16 protein-coding genes are annotated in these 19258 nt (G+C 72.4%); 8 read left to right on the forward strand and 8 right to left on the reverse strand.

Annotation, left to right across the window (positions count from 1 at the left end; translation table 11 throughout):
- Nucleotides 1–25: 25 nt before the first annotated feature.
- Entirely contained in the window at nt 26–913 is an 888-nt protein-coding gene (locus tag WMF26_RS38690) for a LysR family transcriptional regulator (RefSeq protein WP_437996804.1), read from the forward strand.
- Nucleotides 914–974: 61 nt separating this feature from the next.
- Here WMF26_RS38690 and WMF26_RS38695 read toward each other — a convergent pair whose 3' ends face one another.
- The 5 genes from WMF26_RS38695 to WMF26_RS38715 all read right to left on the reverse strand — a co-directional run bounded on the left by WMF26_RS38695 (nt 975) and on the right by WMF26_RS38715 (nt 5181).
- On the reverse strand, nt 975–1151 hold the full coding sequence (locus tag WMF26_RS38695) for a hypothetical protein (RefSeq protein ID WP_437996805.1): 177 nt from the start codon (nt 1149–1151) through the stop codon (nt 975–977).
- Nucleotides 1152–1200: 49 nt separating this feature from the next.
- Nucleotides 1201–1830: a hypothetical protein gene (locus WMF26_RS38700; protein WP_437996806.1), complete on the reverse strand. Its 630-nt coding sequence runs from the start codon at nt 1828–1830 to the stop codon at nt 1201–1203.
- A gap of 248 nt (nt 1831–2078) precedes the next feature.
- Entirely contained in the window at nt 2079–3086 is a 1008-nt protein-coding gene (locus WMF26_RS38705; RefSeq protein ID WP_437996807.1) for a cupin-like domain-containing protein, read from the reverse strand.
- Nucleotides 3087–3135: 49 nt separating this feature from the next.
- Nucleotides 3136–3747: a hypothetical protein gene (locus WMF26_RS38710; protein ID WP_437996808.1), complete on the reverse strand. Its 612-nt coding sequence runs from the start codon at nt 3745–3747 to the stop codon at nt 3136–3138.
- A 180-nt stretch (nt 3748–3927) separates the two neighbouring features.
- Nucleotides 3928–5181 carry a hypothetical protein gene (locus tag WMF26_RS38715; protein ID WP_437996809.1) on the reverse strand — a complete coding sequence of 418 codons (1254 nt, stop codon included), beginning with the start codon at nt 5179–5181 and terminating at the stop codon, nt 3928–3930.
- Between the two features lie 258 nt (nt 5182–5439).
- Here WMF26_RS38715 and WMF26_RS38720 point away from each other — a divergent pair, with 258 nt between their 5' ends.
- The 5 genes from WMF26_RS38720 to WMF26_RS38740 all read left to right on the forward strand — a co-directional run bounded on the left by WMF26_RS38720 (nt 5440) and on the right by WMF26_RS38740 (nt 10760).
- Nucleotides 5440–6393: a hypothetical protein gene (locus WMF26_RS38720; RefSeq protein WP_437996810.1), complete on the forward strand. Its 954-nt coding sequence runs from the start codon at nt 5440–5442 to the stop codon at nt 6391–6393.
- Nucleotides 6394–6529: 136 nt separating this feature from the next.
- Nucleotides 6530–7300, forward strand: a complete 771-nt coding sequence (locus WMF26_RS38725) for a TVP38/TMEM64 family protein (RefSeq protein ID WP_437996811.1) — start codon at nt 6530–6532, stop codon at nt 7298–7300.
- A gap of 232 nt (nt 7301–7532) precedes the next feature.
- Nucleotides 7533–9827, forward strand: coding sequence for a substrate-binding domain-containing protein (locus WMF26_RS38730; protein WP_437996812.1), 2295 nt, complete (start codon nt 7533–7535; stop codon nt 9825–9827).
- A 211-nt stretch (nt 9828–10038) separates the two neighbouring features.
- Nucleotides 10039–10506 (forward strand): hypothetical protein, encoded by a 468-nt coding sequence (locus WMF26_RS38735; protein ID WP_437996813.1) that lies wholly within the window; start codon nt 10039–10041, stop codon nt 10504–10506.
- On the forward strand, nt 10503–10760 hold the full coding sequence (locus tag WMF26_RS38740; RefSeq protein WP_437996814.1) for a hypothetical protein: 258 nt from the start codon (nt 10503–10505) through the stop codon (nt 10758–10760). The genes WMF26_RS38735 and WMF26_RS38740 overlap by 4 nt, the downstream gene beginning before the upstream one ends.
- Nucleotides 10761–10827: 67 nt before the next feature.
- Here WMF26_RS38740 and WMF26_RS38745 read toward each other — a convergent pair whose 3' ends face one another.
- Nucleotides 10828–11211 carry a nuclear transport factor 2 family protein gene (locus WMF26_RS38745; RefSeq protein ID WP_437996815.1) on the reverse strand — a complete coding sequence of 128 codons (384 nt, stop codon included), beginning with the start codon at nt 11209–11211 and terminating at the stop codon, nt 10828–10830.
- A gap of 229 nt (nt 11212–11440) precedes the next feature.
- Here WMF26_RS38745 and WMF26_RS38750 point away from each other — a divergent pair, with 229 nt between their 5' ends.
- On the forward strand, nt 11441–12973 hold the full coding sequence (locus tag WMF26_RS38750; protein WP_437996816.1) for a hypothetical protein: 1533 nt from the start codon (nt 11441–11443) through the stop codon (nt 12971–12973).
- Nucleotides 12974–13108: 135 nt separating this feature from the next.
- On the opposite strand, the gene WMF26_RS38755 is transcribed toward WMF26_RS38750, so the two are convergent.
- Nucleotides 13109–14392, reverse strand: a complete 1284-nt coding sequence (locus WMF26_RS38755; protein WP_437996817.1) for a serine hydrolase domain-containing protein — start codon at nt 14390–14392, stop codon at nt 13109–13111.
- Between the two features lie 335 nt (nt 14393–14727).
- On the opposite strand from WMF26_RS38755, the gene WMF26_RS38760 reads away from it, so the two are divergent.
- Complete coding sequence (locus tag WMF26_RS38760; RefSeq protein WP_437996818.1) at nt 14728–16368, forward strand: sigma 54-interacting transcriptional regulator; 1641 nt, start codon at nt 14728–14730, stop codon at nt 16366–16368.
- Between the two features lie 4 nt (nt 16369–16372).
- Here the strand turns inward: WMF26_RS38760 and WMF26_RS38765 are convergent, their stop codons facing one another.
- Nucleotides 16373–19207: a serine/threonine-protein kinase gene (locus WMF26_RS38765; RefSeq protein WP_437996819.1), complete on the reverse strand. Its 2835-nt coding sequence runs from the start codon at nt 19205–19207 to the stop codon at nt 16373–16375.
- Nucleotides 19208–19258: the final 51 nt, after the last annotated feature.

A 19258-nucleotide genomic window follows, 5' to 3' on the forward strand; every position in this document is an offset into this window, starting at 1 on the left:
ATCGGTGGTAATCCGATTTCCACGGATGCAAAACGCAGGTGTTCCGCTCTGGGACGATCTCCGCGTTCTCCTCGCGCTGCACCGTCACCGCAGCTTCCTCGCCGCGGGCCGGGCGCTCGGGGTCTCGACCTCCACCGCGGCGCGGCGCATCGACGCGCTGGAAGCGGCGCTCGGGCGGCCGCTCGTGCACCGGAGCAACGGGGGGACGTCGGTCGAGCCCGACGCGCTCGATCTCGTGGCGCTCGCCGAGCGGATCGAGAGCGGGCTCCACGCGATCCGGCGCGACGAAGGGGACGAGGCGTTCTCCGGGACGGTGCGCCTGTCGCTGGCCGACGAGGTCGTGCGGCCCGTCACGCAGCGCCTCTGCGAGCTCCGGCGGCTGTATCCGGCGCTGGAGCTCGAGATCCTCTCGGAGACGCGGCTCGTCGACCTCGCGCGGCGCGAGGCGGACGTCGCGATTCGCGGGAACAAGTCGTCGTCGCCCGCGGTCGTCCATCGCCTGGCCGGGCGGGCCTCGTTCGGGCTCTACGCCGCGCCGAGCTACGTCGAGCGGCGGCTGCGGGGCGCGCGGCTGCGGACGGCGGAGCTCGCGCGCCACGATTTCGTCGGCTACGAGGGAACGCTGGCGCAGACCGCGAAGAGCTCGTGGCTCATGGCCCACGGCGCGAAGCGCTTCGTCGTGAGGTCGAACTCGCACCACGCGCTCCTCGAAGCGGCGCTCCAGGGCCAGGGGATCGCGCTCATGTCCGACCCCTCGGTCCGCTCGATCGCGGGGCTCGTGCGGCTCGAGGTCGACGCGGAGCTGCCGTCGTCGTCCATTTTCCTCGCGTACCATCGAGAGCTCCGGAAGGTGCCGCGCGTGCGCCTCGTGGTCGACACGCTCGACGCCGCGGTGCGCGAGGCGCTTCGCTAACGAGCGACCCGCCGTGCCGCTTCGTCGTCATCGGCGAGCAGAAGCCGGATGAGGTCTGCGTCTACACCGACTCGAACAAGAGCCTTGTGCGCTCGGTCGACGAGGTGCACGACAAATCGCAGGTCAGAGACCACTGGGACGGCGAGGCGACGGGCGCCGATCCGGGGCCGTCCTCGTCGTCCTCCGCTTCATGACCCTCGCCGTCGGCGACCTTCCAGGCCCGGACGAGCTCATTCACGGAGCGCTCTTTTCCCGGCGGCGCCCGCCGCTCCTGGCGCTCTCCTCGATCAGCCTGGTTGCGGGTGGGTCCGCCCAGGGTCATCGCCGGAGGGAACCGCGGGTCTGGCGTCGAGCGGCCGAGATCTCCGGCGCTCCATGAATCGCCGCCAGTCCTCCTGATCCCGGAGGATCTCCGGCCTCACGAGCAGCACGACGAGCCGCTCGCCGCGCGCGGGGAAGTCGGTGCGGAAGGGGACGAACTGACTGTTGCGAACGATGACGCTGCCGCTGAACGTGTGCGGGGGGTGCGTCGGTCGACCATCGAGCTCCAGGACGACACGCAGGTGGACGGCGTCGGGCTCCACCAGCCGAGGCCGCACCTCGAAGCGGAAGTCGTGCTCGGCGAGGCTGAGCTCGAGCTCCGGCGCCGGCGCGGGCTGCGCGGGGGGGACGCGCTCACCCCGCGTGAGCTCGATATCGGTGGTCACGTCGTCGGTGGCGAGCGCGTGCGCTCCCGACAGCACGCGGACGTCCCTGTCCGCGACAATCTCCTCGAAGCTCCTCCCGGCGAGGCGGGGCACGCTGTCCGGGTGCATGTCGATCAGCATCGCGTCGATGAACACCCGGGGAGGCGAATCGGCCGGCTGCGGCGAGCGCGCCAGCGCTGGCTCTCGCGAGCCACAGGCCGTGGTCAGCACGGAAAACATCGCTGCAAAGAGAGGGTTTCGCATCGGTCGGCCTGAAGAGCACCTCCCATGCCAGCCAAGCACGCGCGTGAAGCGCGCGGATGAATGCGTCCATGTTGCGCACCGGATGACGAGCTGTCGGGCCGAGCGCGCCCGCCGCGACGCTTTGTCATCCCGATCTCGCCGGAGGCTGATTCCGTAACGGCGCGCCATCGGCGACCGAGCTTCAGCCCCTGGAGCGCGGCGCTCCGCCTCGAGGGCTACGCCACGCTGCTCGGCCGGTACCAGTCGAAGTTGTTGTGGAACGGAAAGCTGTTGATCCCGAGGCTGATGCTGACGTCCAGCGCGCGGACGTGGTGCCACCAGCCGACGGGGATGAAGAGCGCCTCGCCCGGCTCGAGCACGACGTCCTTCACGAGCGCCGGGCTCATCGCGTCCTGCTCCGGATCCCGGTCGGCGTACATCGCGCGCGCCCCCTCGAACAGCGACGTCTCGAACGGGGCGATCATGCGGTATCGCTTCCTGCCGTACACCTGCCCGAAGAGGATGTTGGACGTGTCGTAATGCAGCGGCGTGACGGTCCCCGCAGGGCCGAGCCACAGCGCCGAGCTGCCGAGGAGCCGATGCGCGGCGCAGTACCCGTCCGGGAGGACCACGTCGCCCAGCAGCGAGCCGAGCCTCGTCCGCTCGAGGACGCGGTTGTTGGCGACCATGTAGAAGTCGTTCGTCTCCGTGCGGGCGGCCTCGATGCGCGCGACGAAGTCGCGCAGCGGCGTGCTCTGCGTGTGCTTCGCCGCGTGCATGTCGTAATCGGGATCGCTCATGCGCCCCGTCGTGACGTCGACCACGACGTCGCCGAAGGCCTCGGCCAGATACGCCGGCGTCCACCGGCCGAACGCGGGCCAGCGGGTCACCACGTCGGTCAGGATGACCGGGATGTTCCCGGCGACATAGACGTCGCGAAACTCCGCGGCAGACACGCCGGAGCGCCGCGGAATCCCCGTCGGATCGAGGGCGTTCGACGCCATCCTCTGCTTGAGCCGGACCAGCATCTCCTGCTGCCGCGCCGCCCGGGCGAACGGCCGGGCAGCGAGGAAGATGGGCGAACGGACGATCGCCGAGAGCAGCTCGCTGGCCTGCGCGGCGCTCACGCCCGCCGCCTGGAGCTGCTCCGACACCGCGCCTTCCGACACGCCGCGGAGCAGGTTCTCCGTGGCCCAGCGCCACCACTCCGGCGCAACTTCCAGCTCGCGATCACGTTCGCCCATCGTCGACCTCATCAGGTGAAGGGATGCACCGGCACGACCCTCGAACGGCTCACTCGCACGGCTGGGGCGGCGGCATCGGCGGGATGATCTCGCCCTCCTCGCCGTCCGGCGGCGGCGGCGGCATCGGCGGGATGATCTCGCCATCCTCCTCGATCGGGGGATGCATCGGCGGGATGATCTCGCCATCCTCCTCGATCGGGGGATGCATCGGCGGGATGATCTCTCCCCCGTCGCCGCACGGCGGAGGCATCGGCGGGATGATCCCGCCCTCCTCGCCGTCCGGCGGCGGCGGCATCGGCGGGATGATCTCTCCCTCGTCGCCGCACGGCGGCGGCATCGGCGGCGGCATCGGCGGGACGGCCTCGCCGTCGGGCGGCGGAGGCGGCATCGGTGGGATGATCTCGCCCTCGTCGTCCCGGGGAGGAGGCATCGGCGGGATCGCCGCCCCAGCGCCACACTCCTCCTCCGGCTGAGGCTCGGTGGTGGGCTGGTCCTCCTGACTCCCCTCCTCGACGACCGGCGCACCACAGGCCACCACGAAGACGGCCGCCGCCGCGGCGGCAGCGCGGGATACCCCACGAACCAGGGCCGCCGTTCGGGGCGGGGGCGTGGGCCGCGGCGTCAACAAGGATCCATCGTCCACAAGAAAGAACCGTGACATGAACACCTCCACGCCTGCGTCGTGCACGGCATGTGCCATTCCGTACAGCGCCTGATCTCCCTGAAGTTCGCGCTGTCGATGGCCCTGGCCCGGAGCCTCCGTCGCGCCTGGCCCAGAGTGGCTCAAGGCCCTGGCCCAGCGCTCCGCGGCGCGAGCTGGGCGCGGCGCGCGCGAGCGCGGTCAAGCTCGGCGCAGCGCGCGCGCGAGCGCGGCGTCGTCGACCTCCTCCTCGGCGGCGTGCTCCAGCGCCGCGCGGAGCGCGTCGTCGGCCGTGGCCTCGGCGGCGACGCGGATGCGGTCCCGCGCCTCGGGGTAGCCGGCGATGCGCAGGAGCAGGGCCGCGCCGAGCCGGCGATCCGGCGGAGAGTCGGCGTCGTCGAGGGTGTGGAGCACGTCCTCGGGGCTCAGCGCCGTGGCCCTGTAGTCGCCGGCGGAGACGAGCTTGCGGAGGTCGTCGAGCCACGCCGCGAGGTCGCGGCCGCGCCGCTCCAGCGCCTCCGCGCCGCGCGGCGCCGCGCTGCCGACCGCGGACGCGTGCGCCTCGCGGATGCGCTGCGCGAGCGCCTCGGTCAGGTCTTCCCCGGCCTCGAGGTCGACCGCGGGCTCGCCGCGCCGGCGCGCGAGCACGAGCCGATCGCCGCGCGCCTGCACCGCGGTGAGCTCGGTGTAGGGGAGCCAGACGCTCGAGAACGGCCGCTCGACGCGCACGCCGTCGCTGCCCACCACGACCTCGGTGCGGCGAACGGCGCGGCGGAAGAGCCAGGTGGACCCCAGGCTGAGGGCCAGCCACGCCACGGCCAGCGCGGCGCTGCCGAAGATCGGCCTGGAGATCGCGCCGAGCGCGCCGCCCCAGAGCACCATGAAGCCCGGCAGGCCGACGCAGCCGGCCACGAGCTCGCGGTTGACGCCGCCCAGCGAGACCGCGACGCGCCGCTCTGCCGGGCCGATCCGGAGCGCCGCGAGCAGGCGCTCGCCGTCGCGCTCCCGCGCGACCTGCACCTCGAGCACCCGGCCGCCGCGCAGGTGGAGATCGACCCGGACGCGCGGCTCGGTCAAGAGCAGGCCCGACACGATCGCGGCGCGCGGGATCGAGCGCTCCGTCGCGCCGCGGGCGAGGCGCAGCCCGGCCGCCCCGGCGGACACGCGCACCGGGCGCCTCGGGCCGAAGGCGGTGGTGCTGAGCAAGGCGCTCGCCAGGGCGAGGACGAAGGCGAGGAGCACGCCGAGCAGGACCAGGGCCAGCGTGCCGAACGCGGTCCGCTTGAGGCTCCCGTCGTCCAGCACCTCGGCGAAGACGACGGCCATCGTGCTGCCGACGAGGGGCACCACGATCGGGAGCAGCGCGACGCCCCCGAGGACGCGGCCCACGGCCTCGTAACGCCACGCGACGCGCGGGCTCGTGAGCTCGAAGGGGGGCCGGGAAGCAGACGGCATGTCGCGACCGCCGGCTCAGCTCGACCGGGGAGGATCGCCGCCGCGCGGCGCGCGCGAGATCGCATGCGCCGGCCGGCCGTGCCCGGCGAAGGCCGCTTGTGCGCGCGCGGTCGCGCGCATCGCCGCCTCGCCTGCACGCCCGCAACCGCGCTGGCGCGGCCCACTCCTCCGGTTGTGCCTGACACGCGCGGGGTTCACTGGTAGAGTCGCAAGCATCGCTTGGGCCATTCTGCGCCCTTTGTTGAGGAGATCTCCAGTATGTCCTTCTCGGCTCGTTCCTTTGCCTTCTTTGCTGCGCTTGCGCTTGCGCTTGCGTCCGCGGCGGCCGCGTGCGGCGGTACCTCGAGCTCCGGAAACGACGGTGGCGGCGGCGCCGGCGGCGCCGGCGGCGGCCCCGCTGGCCCGGGGAGCACCTCCTCCGGCGTCACCAGCGGCGGCGTCACCAGCGGCGGCGTCACCAGCAGCGGCGTCACCACCGGAAGCACCACCACCGGGAGCGTCACCAGCACCAGCGGCGCCACGACGGGGACCGGGGGCAGCGACGTCACGAGCAGCACGTCGACCGGCAGCACGGGTTCCGGTGGGTGCAGCATTTTCTGCTCCGACTTCGAGGGGGGCTCGCTGCCTTCCGAGCTCCAGTTCTTCCCCGAATACCAGCGCAGCAATATGGGCAACTACGTCAAGCTGGACAGCACGGGTCACAGCGGGACGGGCTCGGTGAAGGTGTCGGGCACAGACTTCAGCCAGATGCTCGGCGTCGCCGTCCCGAGCAAGTTCTGGGGCAGGGTCTACCTCAAGAGCGATACCGACATCCAGATGGGCCACAACACCTATGTCGCGGCGGTGTCCGGCACCGGCGATCCCAACGACGGCGAGGCTATCCGCATCGGCGAGCACCAGTGCCAGCTCGAGCTGAACCGCAAGAGCGACGACGCCGAGAAGCTCTCGAACGGCGGGATGTACACGTGCTCCGGCGGCGTGAAGCTCGTCGCGAACACCTGGTACTGCCTCGAGTTCTATTACGACGGCCCGGGCAGGGAGGTGCGCGTGTTCGTGGACAGCAAGGAGGTGGACGCGATGCACGTCACGGACTGGGGTCCGTACGATTACAAGCTCTTCAAGTTCGGGTTCGAGAAGTACCACGGCGGCGCCAAGACGATGTGGTACGACGATCTCGCGCTCGGGGCGGAGCGCGCCGGCTGCGGCACGTGATGAGGGGAGCGCCGCGCGGATGACGCCGCGCGGGGTGGCGCTCGTCTCGCTCACGGACGACGAGAGCGACAACGGAAGGTCACCCTGTCGATCTCCAGGATTTGACAAAATCGACCCTTAGTGTCAACTCTGTCGAGTGCGGCAGTCCCATTCACCGGCCGATCGCGCGCCCGAGCCAGGCGGCGCCAGCGCCGAGGGCCTTGCCTCGACCTCGCCTGTCCCGCCCGACGTCGCCGGCGCCCGCGCCCTCCGCGGGGTGAGGCTCGGCGCCGTGGCGGCGGTGGCCGCTCTCCTCGTCGTCGCGCAGCGCGCGGGCGTGTTCGAGACCTTCGGCGAGCCCGCGCGGATCAAGCAGGCGCTCGTGGAGCTCGGGCCGTGGGGGTACGTCGCGTTCGTGGCGGCGTACGCCGCGCTTCAGCCGTTCGGCGTGCCGGGTACGGTGTTCATCGTGGCGGCGCCGCTCATCTGGCCATGGCCGACGGCGTTCGCGCTCTCCATGGCAGGGACCATGGCGGCGAGCGTCGTTGGCTTCTCGTTCGCGCGCTTCGTCGCGCGCGACTGGGTAGCGAGGCGGGTGCCGGCGCGCTTCCGCGCCTATGACGAGGCGCTGGAGAAGCGGGCCTGGCTCACGGTGTTCGTGCTCCGCCTCGTCTTCTGGATGCCGCCCATGCTCCACGTGTTCTTCGGCGTCTCCAGGGTTCCGTTCTGGACCCATTTCTGGGGCTCGCTGGCCGGGTATGTCCTGCCCCTCCTGGCGACCGCCTATTTCGGTCCGAAGGTCTTCGACTTCCTGCGCGGCGCGCCCCCCGCGGTGTGGGTCGGCATGGGCGCGATGACGGTCGCCATCGCGCTCGTGCTCTTCCTGGCGCAGCGTTCGAAGCGGGGAGCGGGGCGGAGCGCGATGTAACCCAGAGATCGACCAGCGCCACGCGCGCGCAGCTCGTTTCGAGGCCGTCGACAGGACCGATACGCTATCGAAATGGCGTCGCTATTCTCCTTGCTGCTCGGTCGCTTGAAGGCCCTGAGGGCCACACGCGCGGCGCTCTCGACGCCGACGCGCAGCGGAAGCCCGCGTCCAGATCATGGTATGGATGCACGAGGCAGCGCAGCCGTGGGGCGGTGAGCAGGGAGAGCGGGCGATGGTTCAAGCTAGCCGGAGCAGTGACGTCGAGTCGCCGGAGCCGCCGGGCAACCAACCTGGCGGCTCGGACCAGGGAGACGGCGCGGCCGGACGACGAGCCATGGGAGACGAGGCCGGCCGCTCGATGCGCGATCCGGGCCGCCCCGCAGCGCCACCCCTCCGCGGAGCGGGCGTCCATGGAACGCGCCGTGCATATACCATCGGCGTTATCTCCCCCTATCTCGACGGCTCGTTCTGGAACCCGGTCCTCATGGGCATCCACGAGGCAGCGCGGCAGCGCGGTTGTCGGACGCTGGTATTGCGCGGCACGCCCGCCACGCTCCAGGCCCCGTCGCTCGCCAGAGAGCAGGTGGATGGGTGGATCGTCGTCATCGGGGTGAGCGGCATCGAGCAGCTCGCTGCTGAGCGGGTCCCGCTCGTCGTCGTAGGCACCCATGTCCACAAGGGCAACTGCCCGTCGGTGATCCCGGACAACCGCAGCGGGATCCGGAGCGCGGTGCGCCATCTGATCGAGCACGGGCACCGGCGCATCGCGTTCGTTGGCTGCTTCCACGAATCCGATGTGGTCGTTCGCTTCGAAGGCTACAGAGAGACGCTCGCGGAGGCGGGGATACCGTTCGATCCCGAGCTGGTCATCCGGAGCGACGACAACTGGTATACCGGAGGCGAGAACGCCGCTCCGCAGCTCCTCGCGAAGCGGCATGCGTGCACGGCGGCGGTCTTCGGGACGGACAAGAACGCGCTCGGGATGATGCCGTTGTTGAAGGTGGCGGGCGTCCGTATCCCGGAGGACATGGCGATCGTCGGCTTCGACGACGTGCCGGACGCGCAAGCGACGGACCCGCCGCTGACCACGGTGCGCCAGCGGTTCGAGATGATGGGGAGCGCCGCGTGCAATCTCGTCGTGTCGATGCTCGACGGCCAGACCGCCCCGCCCGATCTCGTGCTCACGCCGACCACCTTGATCCAGCGGCTCTCGTGCGGATGCGACGTGATCCAGAGCCTCCTCGACGAGGACGCGTCGTCCGGGGAGGACGAGGGCGGCGACCTGGACCGGCGGATGGTCGAGCTGCTCCTCGCGCCCCAGCGCCTCGCGCCCGATACGTCGCCCGCCGCCGTATGGCCAGGGGTCGCCCTGGTGCTCGCGGGGTACTCCGCGGCGATCGAGGGCACCGCGCCCCCTCCGACGAAGGAGCTGGAGCGCGCTTACCAGCAGGCGATCGGCATCACCCCGGATATCGGCACCTTGATGGCGATCGTCCGCCTGCTCCGCCTGTCCTACGAGCGGCGCCGCGAGCGGCTGGGTGGAGACGCGGGGTCCGCGCAGCGGGTCGCGGCGTTCCTGGACAGCGTGCACCTCTCGATCGCCCGGGCTCGGCTCACGGTGGAGACGGACGCCGTCGCGCAGCTCGGGATGCTCGTGAGGTCCAACTATGAGGTGGGCCTGTCGCTGCTCAGCGGCTCCCAGCAGGAATCCCTCTCGCTCTCCTGGCTCGCGAAGACGCCCGCGATCTGGGGCTGCCTTGCGCTCCGGGAGGACGCGACGACGCTCGTCGTCGCCGGCGCCTACAGCCGCGACGGCAGCGCGACGCCCCCGATCGGCAGCCACTATCGGCTGGAGGCGTTTCCGCCTGCGGAGCTGCTGCCCCCCTCGGCCGCGAGCGGCGCGCTCATGATGCTCCTCCTGCCGATCCGCACCGTCCAGCACGACTGGGGGATCCTGGCGCTCATGGGGCCGACCCTCCGCGAGCTGACCGGCGACGAGGGCACGGTCGGGATCTGGGCGTCGCAGCTCGCCGCGGCCCTCGAGCGCAACGAGCTCGTCCAGTCGCTCTCGGCGAAGAACGACGAGCTGCAGACCGCCTACGCGACCGAGCGCACGCTCTCGGACGCGGTCCGCGAGCTCGGCTGCCCGCTGATCCCGCTCCTGCCCGGCGTGCTGCTCGTGCCGCTGGTCGGCGCGATCGACCGGGACCGCGCCCTGCAGGTGCTCACGGCCGTGACCGAGGGCGTGGGCCGGCATGAGGCGCGGTTCGTGCTGCTCGACATCACCGGCGTGCCGGCCGTGGACGCGCAGGTCGCCCACGCGCTCGGCCAGACGAGCCGCGCGGTCGCCCTGCTCGGCGCGCGCGTCATCCTGGTCGGCATGCGACCCGAGATCGCCAGGAGCCTCGTGGACGTGGAGCTCGGCGATCTATCGACGTACTCGTCCTTGGCGGGCGTCCTGCACGAGCTGACGACAGGCGTCCTCCGCCCGGCCCGCGCGCGGCGCGGATCGGCGCGCATCGCCTGACGGCCGGGGCCAGGGGAGCCACGCTCAGGCATCGTCTCACGTTTTCTCTCTCCTCGGACGAGGGCCCTGCCGCCGGCCTGGGCGCGCGGGTTCGGCGGCACCGGCGCCGATCTCGGGCTGTCCATCGCCAGCGACGCCATGGCAAACTATTACGTCACCGGCTACTTCGAAGGAACGGTCGACTTCGGCGCCGGCCCTCTGACCAGCGCGGGTGGACGGGACGTCTTCCTTCTCAAGCTCGACCCCTCGGGCGCGCTGCTCTGGAGCAAGCGCTTCGGCTCCCCCCTTCGACGCCGACGGCAACCACATCTGGAGCGATGGTTTCGACCTCTACCTCAACGCCGGTGAGCCCTACGTGCGCCAGATGGCCGTCGATGCGCTCGGCAACGCGTACATCGCCTTCGAGGAGCCGGGCCTCACCAGCATCATGAAGGTGGACGCCGCAGGCCACGCCCTCTGGCTGCGCCCCCTGGGTGGGTACGCGAGCTATGCAGCGGACCTCGCGCTCGACAGCGCCGGCAACGTAGCGACGGCATATCGAGTAACCTTCGATGGCCGCCTCGTGTACGCGCTCGTCTCCAAGCTCTCTCCGGCGGGCGATGTGTTATGGCAGGGCTGGGAATCGAGGAAGCGGGCCATGTCTCGGTGGCGGTCAACCCGGCGGACGAGATCCTCGTGACGACCTCGGTCACTGGGCTCGGGACAACGCTCACGAAGCTGGATGAGAACGGCGGGCATGTCTTCACCCGTCCGATCTCCGCGAGCGGCGAGCTCGCCATCGACCCGACCGGCAACATCTTCGTCTCAGCAGGCGGTGTCATCATTTATGCGGGAGGCCGGGATGGATATGTCGCCGTGTTCAATCCGCCCGCGAGCGGCGGTGAAGGTGGAAGCAGCAGCGACGCCGCCGGCGGCGGCGAAGAGCTGCCATGACGCGCCACGGCGGTCCTGTGACGACCAGGCGAGCCGTCGCTGCGCGCCCCGGCGGCCTCGCGCCGCATCAGGCGATGATCTTGCGGAGGAGCTCCACGTCGTAGAACTCCCGGACCAGGCGGAGCTGGCGCCGCTCGTTGAACACGAAGTTGCCGATCCCCTCGATGCCGACGTGATCGCCCTTCCTGGTCCGCAGGTCCAGCGACCAGCGCACCGCGCTCTCATCCCCGCAGGCCATGATCTCGCGGACTTGCACGTTCGCGCGCTCGATCTTCGGCTTGGCCGCGCGGAGAAAGCCGATGATGGCCTCCCGCCCGCGGAGCGGCGGGGCGCCCACAGGATCTTCGAGGACGCCGTCAGGCGTGAAGAGGGCCGCGAAGGCCTCTTCGGTGTCGTTGAAAGCGGTGTGGAAATAACGCTCCAGGAGCTGACGAACCTCGGCCTCGGTCATGGGCTCAGGATACCGAGCCGCGGCGCGCGCGCCTAGGCCGCCCTGGCGCCGGGCACGACAACCACGATCGCGCGTGCGCCCGTGCGCCCAACCGCTCACGGAAGTGGGGAGCGTCACCCATGCGCTTGCGCTACGGGTCACCGAGCCCACCAGCGACCCCGGCTCGAGGTCGCGCGGGGGGAGGATCGATTCCGCGCGAAGAGAATTTTCTTTTGGGGAGGTACAGCGGATGAACCAGCTAGCTCGACACGCTTTCTCGGCATCGCTCGCGGCAGCCTCGGTGGGCCTGGCGGGGACGGCCCACGCAGACGTGACGGTCTCGGGCGAGGTGGCGCCCGGCGCCGTCGACCCGAGCGACCCCTGGGACCTCGGGCCGAATGCGCTCGTGATCGGCGGCGCGAGCACGCCCATGGAGCCGACCTCGGGCGAGGTGATCGTCAGCCGCCGCGGGACGTTGATCAGCGCCGGCGCCGCCGTGGCGGCGGGCGTCGGCTCGGGGGGAACGGTCCAGGTCGTCGGATACGGATCGCGGTGGATCAACAACGGGCAACTCGCGCTCTCGCTCCGCACCGAGTCGCGCGGATCGCTCCTCGTGCAGCGAGGCGCGCAGGTGACCACCTACGATCTCACGCTCGGCGGGGGCGGCTACCTGGCCGAAGGATACGTGCTCGTCGAGGGATACGACGCCTCCCTCAGGTGCACGAGCGCGAACATCGGTCACGCGGAGGGGATCAGCTACGTCGAGATCAAGCAGGGAGGGAGCTTCTTCTCGAACAACGCCTACATCGCGACGTGCCCGGTCTGCGAGGGCCAGGTGACCGTCACGGGCTCCGCGACGCGGTGGGTCAACACCGGGGTGTTCAACCTGGGCGCGAACGGCCACGGGACGCTGCTCGTCGAGCAGGGGGCCCAGGTCTTCACCGCGGGCGCGCGGATCGAGACCTACGCCTCCTCGCCGCTCTACGCGTCGAGCTCGGCGATCGTGAGGGGCTGGGACGCCACCTGGACCAACGAGGGGCTCCTGCGCGTCGGGCGCGTGGGCTACGGCGAGCTCACGATCGGCGCTTATGGGAGCCTCGTGACGGAAGACACGGAGATCCGCTCCGAGTTCGGCGGAGGGTTCGTCCGGGTGAACGAGCCCTACGCGTCGTGGCGCAACAGCGGCGACGTGACGGTCTTCGCGTCGTGGGCGACATCCCCGTCGCTCCTCATCGAGCGGCGGGGCCAGGTCAGCATCGGCGGCCTCCTCCGGACCGCGCCGCTCCGCGAGGGCGCCGAACCCGGCCCGGGCCCCGTGGTGCGCCTCGTGCGCGGGGAGCTCGACGCGGGCGCCATCGAGGTCGAGGAGGGCGACTTCGACTTCGCCGGCGGCCGCCTGAGCACCGGCAGCTTCGTGGGCGATCTCGTCAACGCGCAGGCCGGCGAGCTCTCCGTGGGAGAGGCGTACCCGTCGACGGGCGTGGCCGGCGATTACCGCCAGGGCCCGAGCGCCGCGCTGCGCATCGCCGTCGCGAGCCCGGGCGCCGCGCCGCTCCTGGAGGTGGATGGGGACGTGGGCCTCGGCGGTGTCCTGGAGGTGGTCCCGGCCGACGACGCCGCGTCGTTCCAGGCCGGCGACACGATCGCCCTGCTCGGCTGGAGCGGCGAGCTCACAGGCACCTTCGCGGAGGTGAGCATCGCCCTGCCGCTCGCGCCCGGGCTCGCGTGGGACACCTCCGCGCTGTACACGACCGGGGAGATCACCGCCGTGGCCGCGCCCTGAGCCGGCGGCGCAGCCCGCGCCGCCCCACCGGCGACAGCAGCCCAAGCCGGGCGCAATCGCGAGCAGCGCCGCGCCGCGCGTGGGCCGCCGCCCCGCCGTCCCCGTTCACGCCCTCACCGGGAGAGCCCGCGCCCCCTATTCGTCGACGACCGCCTGGATGATGCCGTCGAAGAACTCCCCGGTCCCGACCGCGTCGAGCATCCGGCTCCACCCGATCTCGTCGAACGGGTTCGGCAAGCCGTGGTTGGTGAGCAGGATCCCGAACAGCTCGCGGCTGCGGTCGATCCACATGAAGGTCCCCGCGCCGCCCGCCTTTCCGTAAGAGCCCCTCGAGAGGCGCATCCCACCGCTGGAGAAGCGGCGCGTCGCGAGCTCCCAGCCATAGCCCTTGGGCGTCGACAGCAGGTTGGACAGCGGGGACACATCGGTCTCCGCCGCCGAGACCTCGGGCGTCTGGTTGCTCACCATCGCCGCGGCGGCGTTGCGGCTCAAGACGCGGACGCCGCCGTACCTGCCGCCGTTCAGGATCATCTGGCAGAAGACCGCCATGTCGATCGCCGTCGAGAAGACGCCGTCGCAGCCGACGATGCCGCCGAGCGCATAATCCTGCTCGTCCTGCACCTCGCCGCGGACCACCCGGCCCCGGATCTCGGAGTAGCCCGTGGCCGCGGTCCGCGGGATCAGCGCCGCCGACGGGTTGAACGTCGTGTCGCGCATGCCGAGCGGGCCCCAGATGCGCTCCTTCGCGAAGGTGTCGAGATCCACGCCCGCGGCGACCTCGATCACCCGCCCGAGGAGCCGGTAGGTGAGATCGCTGTAGAGCACCTGCGTGCCGGGCAGGTACTCGAGCGGCGACTCGGCCATCCGCCGCCAGACGCGCTCGTCGTCCGGATCCTCCAGGAACGGGGCGTCCATCGGCAGGCCGGCCGCGTACCGGAGCATGTCCCGCACGGTGATGCGGCGCTTGCCGTTGGCCGCGAACTCCGGCACGAAGTCGGCGACCCGATCGTGCAGCCGCAGGACGCCGTCCTGCACGAGGATCAGCGCCGACGTGGCCGTCGCCAGGACCTTCGTGATCGAGAGCAGGTCGAACAGCGTGTCGAGCGTGACCGGCTCGTGCGCGCCGCGAACCCGGGTGCCGAACGCCCGGTGCCCCACGATCCTCCCCTGCCGCGCGATCAGGGCGACCGCGCCCGGGAAGAGGCCGTCGTTCACGCGGCGCTGGATTCTCGCGAAGACGTCCTCGATGCGCTCCGAGCTCAGGCCCACGCTCTCGGGCCGCCCGGGGACGAGCCTGTCGTAGACCGGCGCATGCATCGGCGCGTGCGCCTCGGCCACCCGGGCCGACAGGACCGATGGCGCGAACGCAGCCACCGCCGCCGTGCGGCCCAGCCCCTGGAGAAGACGCCTGCGATTCAAAGATCCATGCTCAGTGCACATGATCGCTCCTGATCCGTGGGGTGGCGAACCGCGATCCGTGGGGGCCAAGCCGCGCCGTTGCAGAGGCCGCTCGGAGGCGCTCCGCGCGCTGTGGGATCGAGGTCGTCATCGCCGCTCTCAGCGGTCGTGGAGCGTGGAGCAGGACGCGTGCCGGGCGGCGGACCCAGCAATTTGCGGCGGTGACGTCCGTTCGCTCCGGCGACCGGCGCGCGGGTCGTGCATCCGCCTGCACGATCCGAACGATCTGCACGGGTTTGCATCATTCGTGCAGATCTTCGTGCGGATCGATGCGCGGCCCCGCGTAGGATGTGCTCGTGGACGAAGGCTTTCCCGGCGGCGATGCGCGGGGCTCCTGCACGACCCTCCGGCTCGCGATCGTGGCGGGCAGCACGATCGCCTTCGCCCCCTTGCCGCCCCGCGGCTGCGTCGTCCTCGGCCGCGACGAGGGGTGCGACGTGCGCATCGAGGACCGCTCGGTCTCGCGCCGGCACGCCGTCCTCCACGTCGGCCCCCCGCTCCGGATCGAGGATCTCGGGAGCGCCAACGGCACCTTCGTCGGCGAGCAGCAGCTCCCGGGGGTGACGGCGCGGACCCACCGGCTGCGGCGCCTGTCGCGGGACAGCGCCGAGATCGGCATCGGCGAGCGCTTCAACCTCGGCGCGACGACCATCGTCGTCGGCCGCGCGCCCGCGGAGGCCGCCGCGGCGCCCGACTGCTGCGCGCCCGCGGACGTCGTGGTGCGGGCCCCGGCCATGCTGGCGCTCTACGAGCAGGCCGCCCGCGCCGCGCGGAGCCTCATCAGCGTGCTCATCCTCGGCGAGACCGGGGTGGGCAAGGAGGTGCTCGCCCGGACCCTCCACGCGCGCTCGCCGCGGGCCAGCGGCCCCTACGTCGAGCTGAACTGCGCCGCGCTGCCGCCGTCGCTCCTCGAGGGCGAGCTCTTCGGCCACGAGAAGAGCGCCTTCACGGGCGCGAGCCAGGCGCGCCCGGGCCTCCTGGAGTCGGCCCACGGCGGGACGCTCTTCCTGGACGAGATCGGCGAGCTGCCGCTCGCCTTCCAGGCGAAGCTGCTCCGCGTCCTCGAGGACCGGAAGGTGCTCCGCATCGGAGGCCGCACGCCCCGGCGGATCGATCTGCGCTTCGTGGCGGCGACCAACCGCGATCTGGAGGCGGAGGTCGCGCGCGGCGCCTTCCGGCAGGACCTCTACTTCCGGCTGAACGGCATCTCGCTGGTCGTCCCGCCGCTGCGCGAGCGGGTCGCCGAGATCGGCCCGCTCGCCGACAGGTTCCTCGGGGAGGCGTGCCGGCAGCTGGAGCAGCGCAGCGCGCCCCGCCTCTCGCCGGAGGCGCTCGCCGTCCTCGAGGCGTACGCCTGGCCGGGGAACGTGCGCGAGCTGCGCAACGTGATCGAGCGCGCGGCGGTCCTGTGCGCGGGGGATTCGGTCCAGCCCGCCGATCTGCCGCCGCACCTGACGAGCGGGGGCGCGGGCCCGCTCAGCGGCTCCGCGCCGCCGCTGAGCGGGCCCGCGCCCCTGAGCAACGCCGCGCCGCCGTCGAGGGGCTCCACGCCGCCGCCGGCGCCCCCGGCGCCGCAGGCCGGCCCCACGCCGCCGTCGAGGGGCTCCACGCCGCCGCCGAGGGGCTCCACGCCGCCGCCGGCTCCCCCGGCGCCGCCGGCCGGGGAGGCCGCCCGGGCGCGCGGGGGGCCGCCGGGCGAGGGCGCCGAGGGCGCCGGGCCTCCCGCGGAGCCGCCCACGCCGACGCCGCACTCCGAGGAGATGGAGCGGCTGCGGCTCGAGATGAGGGCCGTCGATCGCCAGCGCGTCCTGGAGGCGCTCGAGCAGTCCGCCGGCAACCAGACGCGCGCCGCGAAGCTCCTCGGCATCTCGCTGCGCACGCTGATCAACCGCATCGACGCGTACGGCATCCCGCGGCCGCGCAAGCGGTCGCCCTGAGCGCTCACGAGCTGGACGAGAGGGCGGCGCCGCCCTTGCGGAGCGTGCTGGTCGCCCCCTCGCGGATCCCGCGGAGCGCCGCCTCGACGTCCCGCTCCGCGCCCAGGGCGAGCCCCCGCTCCGCCAGCGCGCTCGCCGCGGCCGAGTCGCTCCCGGCGAGCGCCTGCTCGGCGGCGTGCAGGTAGAACTCCACGGCCAGCCGCGGCTCGCCGCCCCGCTCGAAGTGCTCGGCGAGCACCTTGGCGTCGTGCTCCCCCGCCTGGAGGAGCCACTCGGCCGCGAGCCTGTGGCCGAGCGCGCGATCGTGGTCCGGGAGCATCGCGTAGCAGCCGTCGCGGATGAGCGCGTGCCGGAACGCGTACTCCTCCTGGTCCGAGAAGCGGCTCTGCTCGCGCCGCTCGAGGAGCTCGCGCTGGAGCATCCAGGGGAGCCAGTCCACCGCGAGGGTCGAGCCGCCGGCGTCGCCCAGGAGGGCGAGCGCCCCCTGCTTCCAGAACGTCTCGCCGAAGACGCTCGCCGCCCGGAGCAGCCGCCTTGCCTCCGGGGGGATCGCCTCGAGCCGCGCCTCCACCATGCCCAGGATCGTCTCCGGCAGCCGGTCCGCGCGCCCCTCCGCGACCGCCCGGATGAGCTCCTCGAGGTAGAAGGCGTTGCCGCTCGCGCGCTCGACGAGGCGCGCGACCTCCGCGGGCGGGAGGCCGTCGCCGAGCATCTGCCGCACGAGCTCCTCGGCGGCGCGGCGCGGGAGCGCGCCGAGCGTCATCTCGTGGACCTCGCTGCCCTCCCAGAGGATGGGGAAGACCTTGCGCACCTCGACGCGCGCCAGGTAGAGCACCGCGAACGGCCGGTCGCGGAGCTCCCGGAGCACCCGCGCGATGAGCTTGAGCGACGCCGCGTCGCCCCACTGGATGTCCTCGAGCACGAGCAGGTACGGCCCCGCCGCGCACGCCGCCTCCATGAAGTCGAGGTAGGCGAGCGGGATCTGGTCGGCCAAGAGGGCCGGGCTCTGCCGCGCCTCCTGGAACCGCGGGTCGGCCTCGCTCGGGAACGGCGTGCCCACGATCTCGCCGAGGAAGGCGGCGATCCGCGTCCTGTCGCCCGGGCCGAGCGCCGGGGCGCGCGCGACGAGCGAGAGGAGCCGCTCGCGCTGCGCCGGCGCGGGCTCGCCGCCGGTGATCCCGGCCGCGCCCCGGAGCGCGGAGCCGAGCAGCGAGAACGGCGACCCGGCGCTCAGCGAGTCGCCGCGGCCGACCGCGACGGTGATCTCGGGGTGCCGCTCCCGCAGGACCTCGATGAGCTCGTAGCGCAGGCGGGACTTGCCGATCCCCGGCGGCCCGGTGATCAGGATGGCGCGGGGCTCGGGCCCGCTGAAGCTGTCCTCCAGGAGCTCGCGCAGGTTCCGGAGCTCCCGGTCGCGGCCGACGTAGGGGCTCGGCTTGCCGAGGAGCGTCCGCGCCGACCGGCCGACCTCCCGCTCCTGCAGCAGGAAGAACGTGCCGGACCGCGCCGCCTCGATCTCGAAGCGCGCGTCGAGCAGTGACCGGGTGACGTCGTCGATCCGCACCGGATCGGGCTTCCGTTCCGGACGCGCCCGGGCCTCGAGCTCGGCGAGGGCGAGGAGCGCGGCCGCGCGGTCCATGACGGGCCCGACCGGGAGGCTGCCGGTGTGCTCGGCGCGGCCGGTCGCGAGCACGACCGAGGCGTCGGGCAAGATCTGTCCGAGCTTCATGGCGCACCGCGCCGCGCGCGCGGCCTGCTCGACCGCGTCGCCCACGCCGGCGATCGAGAGCACGATCGTCCCGTCGGCGAGCGCGTCCACGCGCGCGCCGAACGGCTGCGCGCTCGTGTGGAGCTTGCGCGTGAGGTCTCCCGGCATGGCGGCGACGAGGGTGTTGGCCGAGCCGTCGCACGAGGCCGGGTGCAGCTCCTTCGCGGCCACCATCGAGAGCAGCCGGAGCTCGCCCGTGGTGATCGCCTCGTACAGCACGGGCGGCGCGGCCAGGCCGCTGCTCGGATCGCGCTCGAGGGCGTCGAGCGCCTCGAGCACGGCCGAGCCGTCGCGCGGCCGCTGCTCGGGGTCCTTGGCGAGCATGCGGGCGACGAAGTCGTCGAGCTCCTGTGGCAGCTCGGGGCGGAGGTGCCGCACGCGCGGCGGGTCTTCCATGAGGAGCTTGGCGAGGAGGGCCATCACGTGCTGGCCCTGGAACGCCGGCCTGCCCGTGAGGCACTCGAACACCACGGCGCCGAGCGAGAAGATGTCGGCCCGCGCGTCGAGGCGGTCGCGGTCGCCGGTGGCCTGCTCGGGGGCCATGTAGCCCGGCGTTCCCATCACCGAGCCGGTGCGCGTCAGCGCGCCGAGGGTGCGCTTCGTCCTGGCGATGCCGAAGTCGAGCACCTTGAGGCCGGCGACCTCGCCGCCGACGAGCAGGAGGTTGCCCGGCTTGATGTCGCGGTGGACGATGCCCCGCGCGTGCGCCGCCCCGAGCGCCTCGGCGGTCGCGCGGAGCACCGCGAGGCTCTCCTCGAGGTCGAGCTTCTGCCGGGCGAGGCGCTGCGCGAGGCTCTCGCCTTCGAGCCACTCCATGGCGAGGTACGGCACCTCGTCGGGGGTGACGCCGTGGGCCACGTGGCGGACGATCCTCGGGTGATCGAGCTCGGCGAGGATCCGGGCCTCGTGCTCGAAGCGGTGGGCGGCGCTCCGGTCGGGCTGGCCGAGGAGCTTCAGCGCGACCGGCGCCCCGGTGGCCCGGTCGAGGGCGCGGTAGATCGTCCCCATCCCGCCGGAGGCCGCGACGCGCTCGATCTCGAAGCGGCTGTCGATGACCTCTCCCGGGCGCATGAGGCGGAGGATGCACCGGGGTCGAGCCGCCATCAACGGTCCGGCGCCGGG

It is taken from the genome of Sorangium sp. So ce185, from assembly GCF_051526825.1.
GTDB classification, from domain to species: Bacteria; Myxococcota_A; Polyangia; order Polyangiales; family Polyangiaceae; genus Sorangium; species Sorangium cellulosum_D.